10 protein-coding genes and 1 pseudogene are annotated in these 12,032 nt (G+C 68.7%); 7 read left to right on the forward strand and 4 right to left on the reverse strand.

The annotated features are described in order from the left end of the window. Positions 1-94: 94 nt before the first annotated feature. The 3 genes and pseudogenes from ABTZ89_RS26695 to mptB form a co-directional block, all read right to left on the reverse strand. A pseudogene (locus tag ABTZ89_RS26695) lies at positions 95-574 on the reverse strand (ABC transporter permease); the annotation flags it as partial. An 89-nt stretch (positions 575-663) separates the two neighbouring features. Further along, complete coding sequence (locus ABTZ89_RS26700; protein ID WP_270950210.1) at positions 664-1,599, reverse strand: ABC transporter ATP-binding protein; 936 nt, start codon at positions 1,597-1,599, stop codon at positions 664-666. Between the two features lie 11 nt (positions 1,600-1,610). Then, positions 1,611-3,167, reverse strand: a complete 1,557-nt coding sequence (mptB, locus tag ABTZ89_RS26705) for a polyprenol phosphomannose-dependent alpha 1,6 mannosyltransferase MptB (RefSeq protein WP_351049606.1) — start codon at positions 3,165-3,167, stop codon at positions 1,611-1,613. An 85-nt stretch (positions 3,168-3,252) separates the two neighbouring features. On the opposite strand from mptB, the gene ABTZ89_RS26710 reads away from it, so the two are divergent. Genes ABTZ89_RS26710 through ABTZ89_RS26740 form a run of 7 tightly spaced genes read left to right on the forward strand, consistent with a single transcriptional unit; the run spans position 3,253 to position 9,646 of the window. Beyond that, positions 3,253-4,008, forward strand: a complete 756-nt coding sequence (locus ABTZ89_RS26710) for a helix-turn-helix transcriptional regulator (protein WP_270950212.1) — start codon at positions 3,253-3,255, stop codon at positions 4,006-4,008. Positions 4,009-4,052: 44 nt separating this feature from the next. Next, a complete protein-coding gene (sufB, locus tag ABTZ89_RS26715; protein ID WP_408641870.1) occupies positions 4,053-5,459 on the forward strand; it encodes a Fe-S cluster assembly protein SufB in 1,407 nt (468 codons plus the stop codon). A gap of 1 nt (position 5,460) precedes the next feature. Continuing rightward, entirely contained in the window at positions 5,461-6,648 is a 1,188-nt protein-coding gene (gene sufD / locus ABTZ89_RS26720) for a Fe-S cluster assembly protein SufD (RefSeq protein WP_351049611.1), read from the forward strand. A gap of 40 nt (positions 6,649-6,688) precedes the next feature. Continuing rightward, on the forward strand, positions 6,689-7,462 hold the full coding sequence (gene sufC / locus ABTZ89_RS26725; protein ID WP_270950215.1) for a Fe-S cluster assembly ATPase SufC: 774 nt from the start codon (positions 6,689-6,691) through the stop codon (positions 7,460-7,462). Next, positions 7,459-8,757, forward strand: a complete 1,299-nt coding sequence (locus tag ABTZ89_RS26730) for a cysteine desulfurase (RefSeq protein ID WP_351049614.1) — start codon at positions 7,459-7,461, stop codon at positions 8,755-8,757. Before sufC ends, ABTZ89_RS26730 begins: the two co-directional genes overlap by 4 nt. Positions 8,758-8,780: 23 nt before the next feature. Next, positions 8,781-9,239 carry a Fe-S cluster assembly sulfur transfer protein SufU gene (sufU, locus tag ABTZ89_RS26735; RefSeq protein WP_270950217.1) on the forward strand — a complete coding sequence of 153 codons (459 nt, stop codon included), beginning with the start codon at positions 8,781-8,783 and terminating at the stop codon, positions 9,237-9,239. Further along, positions 9,236-9,646: a metal-sulfur cluster assembly factor gene (locus tag ABTZ89_RS26740; RefSeq protein ID WP_270950218.1), complete on the forward strand. Its 411-nt coding sequence runs from the start codon at positions 9,236-9,238 to the stop codon at positions 9,644-9,646. Before sufU ends, ABTZ89_RS26740 begins: the two co-directional genes overlap by 4 nt. Positions 9,647-10,109: 463 nt before the next feature. Here the strand turns inward: ABTZ89_RS26740 and ABTZ89_RS26745 are convergent, their stop codons facing one another. Continuing rightward, the gene (locus ABTZ89_RS26745; RefSeq protein ID WP_351049619.1) at positions 10,110-11,519 is read right to left on the reverse strand and encodes an HNH endonuclease signature motif containing protein; all 1,410 of its coding nucleotides are present in this window, start codon (positions 11,517-11,519) and stop codon (positions 10,110-10,112) included. Between the last annotated feature and the right edge of the window lie 513 nt (positions 11,520-12,032).

A 12,032-nucleotide genomic window follows, 5' to 3' on the forward strand; every position in this document is an offset into this window, starting at 1 on the left:
GCACAACCCCGACTCAGCCGACGAAGCACCTCTGAACAGCAGCGATCATGACACCGACGCCCCATCGCAACCCGCTTCCGGGACCGGCGACCTGCGCTAGCACGATCTCGGCCCGCAACGCGCCGCCGACCAGCACCCCGGCCGCGCCGAAGGCGAGCGTGCCCAGCACCAGCAGCGGGACGGCGGGCAGCAGACCGGCGATCGCCGGCGACCAGCCCAGCAGGACCGCGGCAACGCCGAGCACGACCGCCTGCAACGCCACCACCAGCAGCGTTGCGAGCACCCGGCCGGAGATCAAGGTCCAGCGCGGCAGCGCGGTCGCCGACAGCCGCTTGAGCACGCCGTAGCGGCGGTCGAAGCCCAGCGCGATGGCCTGCCCGGTGAACGCGGTGGACATCACCGCCAGCGCCAGGATCCGCGGCATCACCGAGTTGACCCGCGGTTCCGGCAGGTCGCCGATGTGCAAGGTGCTCAGGCCGATCAGCAGCGCCAGCGGGATGATCAGCGTCAGCAGCGCCTGCTCGCCGTGCCGGAGTATCAGCAACGCCTCGATCTTGGTCTGCGCCAGCAGCATCCGCAGCGGGCGGCCCCGGCCCGGTGCCGGGGCGAAGGTCCCGGCCGGGAACTGGGCGCCGAGCTGGGGCGCGGCGTTGGCCTCGGCGTTCACGATCGCAGCTCCCGTCCGGTTAGCTCCAGGAAGACGTCCTCCAGGCTGCGGCGGCTCACCCGCAGCTCCTGCGCCAGCACCCCGTGCTGCGCGCACCAGGCGGTCACAGTGGACACCACCTGCGGGTCGACCTGGCCGCGCACCACGTAGTCGCCCGGCCGCAGCTCGCTGGCCTGGCAGTCCTCCGGCAGCGCGGCCAGCAGCAGGTTCAGGTCCAGCCCGGTCTGGGAGCGGAACCGCAGCTCCTGCTTGCCGTCCTCGGGCTCGGTCAGCTCCGCGGCGGTGCCGTCGGCGACCGCGCGACCGTGGTCCACGATCACCACCCGGTCGGCCAGCGCCTCGGCCTCGTCCATCAGGTGCGTCGTGAGCAGCACGCTCACCCCGTCGCGGCGCAGCGCGCCGACCAGGTCCCACACCAGCCGCCGCGCCTGCGGATCCAGGCCCGCGGTGGGCTCGTCGAGGAACACCAGCTCCGGACGCCCGACCAGCGCGCACGCCAGCGAGAGCCGCTGCTGCTGGCCACCGGAGAGCCGCTTGTAGGGCGTGCGGCGCGCGTTGGACAGCCCGAGCACGTCCAGCAGCCAGGCCGGATCCAGCGGATCGGCGGCGCAGGCCGCGACCAGGTCCAGCATCTCGTCGGCCCGCACACCGGGGTAGGCGCCGCCGCCCTGCGGCATCACGCCGATCCGGGGCCGCAGCGCCTCGGACTGGGTGTGCGGGTCGAGGCCCAGCACGCGGACCTCGCCGGAGTCGGGGCGCTGGAAGCCCTCGCAGATCTCCACGGTCGTCGTCTTGCCCGCGCCGTTCGGCCCGAGCAGCGCCAGGACGCTGCCGCGCGGCAGGCACAGATCGAGGCCAGCCACGGCGACGGTGTCGCCGAAGCGCTTCTTCAGCCCGCGCAGCTGGACGGCCGGACCATCGGCGTTGCTCACGAAGTCCAAGCCTATTGCGTGACCGGCCGAACACCGCCGCGGGTCGGCAGCAGCCCCGGCACCTTGCCCCGCACCAGCCACAGCGTGATCGCGAACGCGATCAGCGCGGCGATCACGGCCAGCGGGATCTGGTAGGCGCGCAGCGGGAACCCGGCACCGGTCGGCGGCACGAACAGCGACACCAGGGCGCAGATCACCGCGGCGGTGACCCGGAACCGGTTGTTGTTGGTGGCCAGCGCCAGCGGCACCACCGACCACAGCAGGTACCAGGGCCACAGCACCGGCACCGCCAGCGCCAGCGTCAGGTACGTGATGCCCAGCCCGGCCAGCGGCTCGATGCGGCCGCGGAAGGACAGCCACAGCATCCGCAGGCACACCACCGCGACCACCAGGTAGCCGATGATCTTGGTGATGACCAGCATCGCGTCGGTCTGGTTGCCCAGGCCCAGCAGGGTGCTCAGCCCGCCGCCGGTCATGCCGAACGCGGTCAGCGGCGCCATGAACGTCTTGACCCGGTTCGGCACGTCGAAGGTGTCGATCCAGCCCAAGCCCCAGCCGCTGCTGACCGTGATCACCGTCATGGTCGCCAGGAACACCGCGGTGAGCACCGCCGCCACCTGCACGAGGTCGCGGAACCGGCCGCCGCGGCGCAGCGCCAGGTAGATGCCGAAGAAGCCGAGCGCGATCCAGCCCGGCGGTTTGATCGCCCCCGCCACGCTCAGCAGCACGCCGGCGGCGACCATCCCCGGCAGCGTCTGGTACCGCAGGCCCAGCTCGATCGCGGCCAGCATGATGCCGACCATCAGCGCCTCGTTGTGCATGCCGCTGACCACGTGGAACAGCACGATCGGGTTGGCCGCGCCGAGCCACAGCGCGGCGGCCGGGTGCACGCCGCAGCGCCGCGCCAGCCGCGGGATCGCCCAGATCGCCAGCGCCAGGCCGCACAGCATCACCGCGCGCCACACCAGCACCCCGAACACCACGTTGTCGCCGACGATGCGGGAGATGACCTGGCCGAACATCAGGAACAGCGGCCCGTACGGGGACGGGGTGTCGCGCCAGATGTTGGGCACGTTCGCGGTGAACGGGTGGTCCACGCCCAGCGCGGCGGCCGACCCCAGCACGTACGGGTTGAAGCCGCGCGCGGCGACCTCGCTCTGCGCCAGGTAGCTGTACATGTCGGTGCTGAACAGCGGCGGGGCCAGGGCCAGCGGCAGCGCCCACATCGCCAGCGTGCGGGCCAGCTGGGTGACCGACAGCATCCGGGCGCGACCAGGCCAGCACAGCCGGCCCAGCCACAGCCAGGCGATCACGATCATCAGGATGCCCAGCCAGCAGGCGGCCATCGCCACCGTCGGCATCCGGACCGGCAGGCCGATCAGCCGCGCACCCGACAACGGGTTGTCCACCGGGGCAGCCCCGGCGCCGATCGAACCGATGGCCAGCACCAGCGAGCCGGTGGTGCCGAAGCGGCGGACCACGTCGAGCTGTCGCCGCTCGCCCCTGTCCAGCGGTTCCGCTGCTTCTTCGGTCGCTGGTCGTCTGCTCGTCGCTTCACCTGCCGCCACGACGACGAAGCGTAATCGCGTGAGTCAGCTCACGGGCGTGCCCCGCAGCCTGGTGTGCTGAGTCGAAATAGGTAACATTCGTGTTGTGAAAAACGTCGGGACGTCCACCGCTGCGGCGGCCGAGCAGGGCCACGCTGCCCAGCCCGGTGCGCACGGCGACGGGCGCACCCGGCACACGGTTGCGCGGTTGCTGCTGGAACGAGGACCGATCACCGCTGCGGCGGTGGCCGAAGAACTCGGGCTGAGCCCCACCGCGGTGCGCCGGCACCTCGACGTGCTGGTCGCCGAAGGCGAGGCCTACACCCGGGAAGCCTCCCCGCGGAGCCGTCGCGGTCGTGGCCGACCCGCCAAGCTCTTCCTGCTCACCGAAGTGGGACGGGCGCGGTTCGGGCACGCCTACGACGACTTGGCGGTGGCGGCGCTGCGGTTCATCGCCGAACACGATGGTGAGCAGGCGGTGCGCGAGTTCGCCGAGCGACGGATGGCCGCCCTGGTGGCCAACCACCGCGAGGCGCTGGCCGCCGCCGACGACCCGGCTGATCGCGCGGAGGCCCTTGCCGACGCGCTCACCAGGGAGGGCTACGCTGCCTCGACGCGAAGCGTCGCGAGCGGCGAGCAGCTCTGCCAACACCACTGCCCGGTGGCGCACGTCGCTGCGGACTTCCCGCAGCTGTGCGAGGCCGAGACAGCGGCTTTCGCCGAAGTACTCGGCACCCACGTGCAGCGGTTGGCAACCATCGCGAACGGCGATTCGGTCTGCACCACGCACGTGCCGACCACGCGGTTCGCGGATCCCGACCCGAACACCGCCCCGATTCCTGATGGAGGGGAGTCCGTATGACTGCCGCTGCGGAGCAGCGCACACCCACCACGGCTGACCAGCAGATGAGCCAGGACGAGATCCTGGCCAGCGTCGGCAGCTACGAGTACGGCTGGGCCGACCCGGACGTCGCGGGTGCTAGCGCCCGCCGTGGCCTCAACGAGGACGTCGTCCGCGACATCTCGTCGAAGAAGGACGAGCCCGAGTGGATGCTGGAGGCCCGGCTCAAGGCGCTGCGGCTGTTCGACCGCAAGCCGATGCCCAACTGGGGTGCCGACCTGTCCGGCATCGACTTCGACAACATCAAGTACTTCGTCCGCTCCACCGAGCAGCAGGCCCAGACCTGGGAAGACCTGCCCGAGGACATCAAGAACACCTACGACAAGCTGGGCATCCCGGAGGCGGAGAAGCAGCGCCTCGTCGCGGGTGTGGCCGCCCAGTACGAGTCGGAGGTCGTCTACCACAAGATCCGCGAGGACCTCGAGGCCCAGGGCGTCATCTTCCTGGACACCGACACCGGTCTGAAGGAACACCCGGAGCTGTTCAAGGAGTACTTCGGCTCGGTCATCCCGGCCGGTGACAACAAGTTCTCCGCGCTGAACACCGCGGTGTGGTCGGGCGGTTCGTTCATCTACGTGCCGCCGGGCGTGCACGTGGACATCCCGCTGCAGGCCTACTTCCGGATCAACACCGAGAACATGGGCCAGTTCGAGCGGACCCTGATCGTCGTCGACGAGGGCGCCTACGTGCACTACGTCGAGGGCTGCACCGCGCCGATCTACTCCAGCGACTCGCTGCACTCCGCCGTCGTGGAGATCGTCGTCAAGAAGGGCGGCCGCTGCCGCTACACGACGATCCAGAACTGGTCGACCAACGTCTACAACCTGGTCACCAAGCGCGCGAAGGCCGAAGAGGGCGCCACCATGGAGTGGGTCGACGGCAACCTCGGCTCCAAGGTGACCATGAAGTACCCGTCGGTGTTCCTGATGGGCGAGCACGCCAAGGGCGAGGTGCTCTCGGTGGCGTTCGCCGGTGAGGGCCAGCACCAGGACGCGGGCGCCAAGATGGAGCACCTGGCTCCGCACACCTCCTCGACGATCGTGTCCAAGTCGATCGCCCGCGGTGGTGGCCGCGCCTCCTACCGGGGTCTGGTGAAGGTCGCCAAGCGCGCCCACCACTCCTCGTCGAACGTCAAGTGCGACGCGCTGCTGGTCGACACCATCAGCCGGTCCGACACCTACCCGTACGTGGACGTCCGCACCGACGACGTGTCCATGGGCCACGAGGCCACGGTGTCCAAGGTCAGCGATGACCAGCTGTTCTACCTGATGCAGCGCGGTCTGACCGAGGACGAGGCGATGGCGGTGATCGTGCGCGGTTTCGTCGAGCCGATCGCCCGCGAGCTGCCGATGGAATACGCACTGGAACTGAACCGACTGATCGAGCTGCAGATGGAAGGGGCCGTCGGCTGAGATGACGAGCACCACCAAGACCGACGCCCAGCACGGCCTCGGAGAGCACTCGCACGGCGGCGGAACCGGTGTTCCGCAGTCGTCGCGGGGCTCCCGCTTCACCTCCTACGACGTCGAGGCCTTCGAGGTCCCCGGCGGTCGCGAGGAGGACTGGCGCTTCACCCCGCTGAAGCGGGTCAAGGGCCTGCACGACGGCAGCGCGACAGCCACCGGAAACATCAAGGTCGAGGTCACCGGCGACGGCGCTGCCGTGGAGACCGTGGCCCGCGACGACGCGCGCATCGGTGAGGGCGGCATCCCCGCCGACCGGATCGCCGCGCAGGCCTGGAGCTCGTTCACCGAGGCCACCGTCGTCACGGTCGCCAAGGACACCAAGCCCGAAGGCCCGATCACCATCACGGTCGACGGGCCGGGCGAGGGCCAGGTCGCGTTCGGGCACCTGCAGGTCCGGGCCGAGCAGTTCGCCGAAGCCGTGGTCGTCATCGACTACCGCGGGTCCGGCACGCTCGGCGACAACGTCGAGTTCGTCGTCGGCGACGGTGCGCAGCTGCGCATCGTGTCGGTGCACGACTGGGCCGACGACGCCACCCAGGTCAGCTCCGAGCACGCCAAGCTCGGCCGCGACTCGGTGTTCCGGCACCTGGCCGTCACCCTCGGCGGTGACCTGGTGCGGGTCAACACCACCGTCAACTACGGCGACAAGGGCGGCGACGCCGAGCTGCTCGGCCTGTACTTCGCCGACGCAGGCCAGCACCTGGAGCACCGGATGCTGATCGACCACTCGGTGCCCAACTGCCGCAGCAACGTGCTCTACAAGGGCGCGCTGCAGGGCGACTCGGCGCACTCGGTGTGGATCGGCGACGTGCTGATCCGGGCCGAGGCCGAGGGCACCGACACCTACGAGCTCAACCGCAACCTGGTGCTGACCGAGGGCGCGCGGGCCGACTCGGTGCCGAACCTGGAGATCGAGACCGGCGAGATCGAAGGCGCCGGCCACGCCAGCGCCACCGGCCGCTTCGACGACGAGCAGCTGTTCTACCTGCAGGCCCGGGGCATCCCGCAGGACCAGGCCCGGCGCCTGGTGGTGCGCGGCTTCTTCGGCGAGCTGCTGCAGAAGATCACCGTGCCCGAGGTCCGGGAGCGGCTGGAAGCGGCCATCGAGGCCGAACTCGCCGTCGTCGGCGCCTGACCCGCAAGCTTTTCGAACACACCAGGAGAACGAAGAAGAGATGGCCACCCTGGAGATCAAGGACCTGCACGGCTCGGTCCTCACCGAGGAAGGCGCCAAGCCGATCCTCAACGGCGTCAACCTGACCGTCCGCTCGGGCGAGATCCACGCGATCATGGGCCCGAACGGTTCCGGCAAGTCGACGCTGGCCTACGCCATCGCCGGTCACCCGAAGTACCAGATCGACTCCGGTTCGGTGCTGCTGGACGGCGAGGACGTGCTGGAGATGAGCGTGGACGAGCGGGCCCGCGCGGGTCTGTTCCTCGCCATGCAGTACCCGGTCGAGGTGCCGGGCGTGTCGATGTCGAACTTCCTGCGCACCGCGGCGACCGCGGTCCGCGGCGAGGCGCCGCAGATCCGCAAGTGGGTCAAGGAAGTCAAGCAGGCCATGTCGGACCTGGACATCGACCCGTCGTTCGCCGAGCGCAGCGTCAACGAGGGCTTCTCCGGTGGTGAGAAGAAGCGGCACGAGATCCTGCAGCTGGACCTGCTGGACCCGAAGTTCGCGATCCTGGACGAGACCGACTCCGGCCTGGACGTCGACGCGCTGCGCGTGGTGTCCGAGGGCGTCAACCGCTACACCGGCAAGGGCGGCAAGGGCGTTCTGCTGATCACGCACTACACCCGGATCCTGAAGCACATCACCCCGGACTACGTGCACGTCTTCGCCGACGGCAAGGTCGTGGAGTCCGGCGGTGCCGAGCTGGCCGACGAGCTGGAGGCCAACGGCTACGTGCGCTTCACCGGCAAGAAGGAGGCGGCAGCCCAGTCATGACCGTTCAGCCTCCTCGCACCGAGGGTGCGAGCACGCCGTTGGACGTGGCGGCGATCCGCGCGGACTTCCCGATCTTGGGACGCACCATCCGCGACGGGCGGCGTCTGGTTTACCTGGACTCCGGGGCGACCTCGCAACGGCCGCGCCAGGTGCTCGACGCGGAGCGCTCCTTCCTGGAGCACTCCAACGCGGCGGTGCACCGCGGTGCGCACCAACTCGCCGAGGAGGCCACGGACGCGTACGAAAGCGCCCGAGAACGGATTGCTGGTCTGGTCGGGGTCGATGCCGATGAGGTGGTGTTCGCCAAGAACGCCACCGAGGGCATCAACCTCGTCGCCTACGCCATGAGCAACGCCGCCACGTCCGGGGCGGAGGCCGAGCGCTTCCGCCTCGGGCCTGGTGACGAGATCGTGGTGACCGAGATGGAGCACCACGCGAACCTGGTGCCGTGGCAGCAGCTGTGCGAGCGCACCGGTGCCACGCTGCGCTGGTTCGGGATCACCGACGAGGGCCGGCTCGACCTGTCCGACGTGGACGGTGTGATCACCGAGCGGACCAAGCTGGTGGCCTTCACCCACCAGTCCAACGTGCTGGGCACGGTGAATCCGACGGAGCAGATCGTCGAGCGGGCCCACCAGGTCGGTGCGCTGGTCGTGCTCGACGCCTGCCAGTCGGTGCCGCACAAGGTGGTGGACTTCAAGGCGCTCGGCGTGGACTTCGCGGTGTTCTCCGGGCACAAGATGCTCGGCCCGTCCGGTATCGGCGTGCTCTACGGCCGCCGCGAGCTGCTGGCGGGGATGCCGCCGTTCATCACCGGCGGTTCGATGATCGAACTGGTGCACATGGAGCGCTCCACGTTCGCCGCGCCGCCGCAGCGGTTCGAGGCCGGTGTGCCGATGACGTCCCAGGCCATCGGCCTGGGGGCGGCGGTGGACTACCTGAACGTGATCGGCATGGATCGCGTCGAGGCGCACGAGCGGCAGCTCACCGAGCTGGCGCTGCGCGAGCTGTCGGCGATCGACGGGGTGCGCATCGTCGGTCCTACCAGCACCGAGAGCCGTGGTGGCACGGTGGCGTTCGTGATCGACGGCGTGCACCCGCACGACGCCGGTCAGGTGCTGGACGACCGAGGGGTGGAGGTCCGGGTCGGACACCACTGCGCCTGGCCGCTGCACCGCAGGTTGGGAATTCCGGCTAGCGTGCGGGCGTCGTTCTACTTGTACAACGAACTGGACGAGGTCAAGGCGTTGGTGGATGCGGTGCGCGAGGCGCAGCGCTTCTTCGGGGTGGCTTGACCGGACCTGCCGGGGAATTCTTCATGCAGCTGGAGCAGATGTACCAGGAGATCATCCTGGACCACTACCGCAATCCGCACCACCGCGGGTTGCGGGAACCCTTCGACGCCGAGTCGTTCCAGGTGAATCCGACCTGCGGCGACGAAGTCACCCTCCGGGTGCGGTTGATCGGTTCCGACGAGGACGCGACCGTGGAGGACGTGTCCTACGCGGGGCAGGGCTGTTCGATCAGCCAGGCCTCGGTGTCGGTGCTGACCGACTTGGTGGTCGGCAGGCCGCTGAAGGAGGCGATGGCCACCGAGGCGGCCTTCAGCGAGCTGATGCACGGCCGCGGCAAGGTGGAACCGGACGAGGACGTGCTCGAGGACGGAATCGCGTTCGCGGGCGTGGCGAAGTACCCGATGCGCGTGAAGTGCGCGCTGCTGGGTTGGATGGCTTTCAAGGACGCGGTGTCCCGCGTAGTTGTCGAGGAGGCTTCATGAGCGAGCAAGCCCCGGTGCAGCAGGAAACCGACGTGGTGCGCAGCGCTGAGGCGCTGCCGGAGCAGTCCGCTCCCTCCGCCGAGCTCGCCTCGCTGGAGGACGTGGAAGAGGCGATGCGCGACGTCGTCGACCCTGAGCTGGGCATCAACGTCGTGGACCTCGGCCTGGTCTACGACATCCGGGTCGAGCAGGACAACTCCGCTACCGTCGACATGACGTTGACCTCGGCGGCTTGCCCGTTGACCGATGTCATCGAGGACCAGGCCCGGGCTGCCCTCACCGGTGGGCCTGGTGGGGGTTTGGTCTCTGACTTCCGGATCAACTGGGTTTGGATGCCGCCGTGGGGGCCGGAGAAGATCACCGAGGAAGGTCGGGAGCAGTTGCGGGCTCTCGGGTTCACCGTGTGACCTGTGACCTTCCTGGTCGGTGGATCTCCGGATATTCGTGCTCTCGGACGAGGGGTGCTGGGCTTGTTGCCCGGTGCCCCTTTTCCTTTGTCCGCTGTTGAGTTTTCAAGGTGCTCGGGACTTGTGTCCGTTCGGTCGTCGGTGGGGTCATCCCCGTGATTTGGCGGATTGTGGGGGTTGCGGACCGGCTGTCAAGCCCGGCCTTGCGGCCGCCCCTTCGGGGTTTGCAGGCTTGACATCCGGTCCGCAACCCCGTTTCGGCTTCATGTCACGGGGATGACCCGGTGTGGAATGGCCGCCTGCTGTGAGCCATCGGATCGCCTTTCTCTCGGGTGGCTGGGGCTGATTTCGGTTCTGTCGTCTGGTGTTTGGTCCGGCCGTCGAGTTCGTGTTGTTGGTCTGGGCTCGTTGGGTTGGGTTTGTGGGCGCGTTGGGGTTGCGCCCGGGCTTTCGTGCGCGGGCGTCATTGGGTGACCTCCGGGGTTCTTGGGGTGGGGATCAGTCCTCGGAGGTTGTCTCGGTAGGCGGCTGGTAGGGCTTTGCCGCCGGGTTGTGGAGTTCTTGCCTTGTCCATGTTGGACGGTGGGGTGAACATCGGGCGTCCTCGGTGCATGGTGATCGACCAGTGCTGGTCGTGGATCCTTCGGTGGTGGTGCGGGCAGAGCATCACCATGTTGTTGATCTCGGTGGGGCCACCGTCGACCCAGTGCTGGATGTGGTGGGCTTGCGGGGTGCCCGGCGGGCGGTCGCAGCCAGGGAACGCGCACACGCCGTCTCGTTGGAGGAGCGCTGCGCGGATGTGGGTGGGGGCGGTTCGTTGCGCGGTTCCCACGTCGAGGGGGAGGCTGTCGCTTCCGAGGACCATGGGCAGGACCTCGGCGTCGCAGGCGATGCGGCGGATGTTCTCGGGGGTGATGGACTGCTCGGTGGCCGTCAGGAGGCCGGGCATTTCGCTGATCAGGCGGTTCTTGAGGTCGTCGAAGTCGATGGTGACCGTCAGGTGGGGGCGCTGGCCGCCGGTGCGCGGCATCTGGTCGGAGTCGAGGACGAGGTCGACCATTGCCGCGAATCCGTCCGCGTTGCGCTGGCCGACCGTGCGGGGGTCCTTCTCGCCGTTGATTTCCGGGCGCGGTGCGGCCAGGGGGCGGAGGGCCTCCACGAACTTCGCGCCGGTCTCGCGGTCCAGGCGGGCTTTGATGACCAGCATGCCGTCGCGGGCAGTTGCGTAGTGGAGTTCGCGAGCCTCGTGCTGGGCGCGTTCGTCCTGCAGCGCTCCCTCGTGGTCGAACACGTACTTGATTCGTTCGGCCAGTTTTGCCAGGTCGCGCGGGCACATTCGGCGTGCGTTCTGGACCAGCAGCGCCTCGACCTCGTGCGCGCGGTGCTGGGCGGATTCAGGCAGTGCTCGAATGCAGCGCGTGATAATAGTCGCGTGTTCGATTCCCATCGTTCCTTCGGTCAAAGACTTGGCCGTGATGGGCAATTCAGCCGGCGACGGTTCGCTGTGCTCGTCCGAGCATGTGGTCACGCCGTTGGCGACTTGGATGCGGTTCTTGGCCTCGCGGGAATCGATGCGGAGCAAACCCTGCAGCCAGGCTTGAGTGGACCGCGCGCCCTGCTCGGCGAACAGCCGGCGACGGTCCGCTTCGGCGATGAGCGCCAGCTGCTCCATCCTCGCCTGCCGGATGGAGCGCTCGATCTCAGCAATCCGTGCCGTGAGCTCGACATCGGAGTACGCCTCCGCCTGCGGTGACTCCACCCACGGTCCAACGACCGCAGCACCAGGCACGGACGCATCCGTGGGCGCGGTCGCAGCCACAACTGCCTCGGCGTTCGCGCCGGGAGTCGTGGTGAAGGTGGTCATCGGTTCCATGACTCAAGTATCCCAAGCATCGAACACAATTTCGAGCGCTTAAGGGTCGCACGATCCGGTGATCAACGAGCGCCAGGCGGTCCGCACTGTGGCGGCCCACGCTGGTCGGATCTGAAAGTTCTTTCACAGGGCCAGAATCAGCCGCGCGGAAACTGAAAGCGACACCAAACGACGGTCCGCCTAAGAACGACCCCGATCAGCCCAGCCTCGCTCCGGCTGGTCCTGCTCCAGCCGCCAACTCGCCGAACGCGCCCAACCGCAACAACGAAACGACCAACAACGAAACCAAAACCAGCCCCAACCACTCCGAAAGCCACCACCGCGAAGTCGAAGACGAGCAAAGCCGATCCCACACCAGGCCATCCCCGTGACATAAAGCCAAAACGGGGCTGCGTCCCGGATGTCAAGCCTGAAACCCCATCGGGGTCCTGGCCACCGTGCTCCGCGATGTCGCCGCCCACGCCAGCGTCATCGTGCTCGGCCCGCCCGAGTTGAGCCGCACCCGTCGCGTGC

This window comes from Saccharopolyspora sp. NPDC002686 (assembly GCF_040295745.1).
Classification (GTDB): Bacteria; Actinomycetota; Actinomycetes; order Mycobacteriales; family Pseudonocardiaceae; genus Saccharopolyspora; species Saccharopolyspora oryzae.

Bases quoted from the DNA above. Each gene is read 5' to 3' on its own strand.
- sufB (WP_408641870.1), top strand. From the start codon at position 4,053: ATGAGCCAGGACGAGATCCTGGCCAGCGTCGGCAGCTACGAGTACGGC.
- sufD (WP_351049611.1), top strand. From the start codon at position 5,461: ATGACGAGCACCACCAAGACCGACGCCCAGCACGGCCTCGGAGAGCAC.
- sufC (WP_270950215.1), top strand. From the start codon at position 6,689: ATGGCCACCCTGGAGATCAAGGACCTGCACGGCTCGGTCCTCACCGAG.
- ABTZ89_RS26730 (WP_351049614.1), top strand. From the start codon at position 7,459: ATGACCGTTCAGCCTCCTCGCACCGAGGGTGCGAGCACGCCGTTGGAC.
- sufU (WP_270950217.1), top strand. From the start codon at position 8,781: ATGCAGCTGGAGCAGATGTACCAGGAGATCATCCTGGACCACTACCGC.
- ABTZ89_RS26740 (WP_270950218.1), top strand. From the start codon at position 9,236: ATGAGCGAGCAAGCCCCGGTGCAGCAGGAAACCGACGTGGTGCGCAGC.
- ABTZ89_RS26745 (WP_351049619.1), bottom strand. From the start codon at position 11,519: ATGGAACCGATGACCACCTTCACCACGACTCCCGGCGCGAACGCCGAG.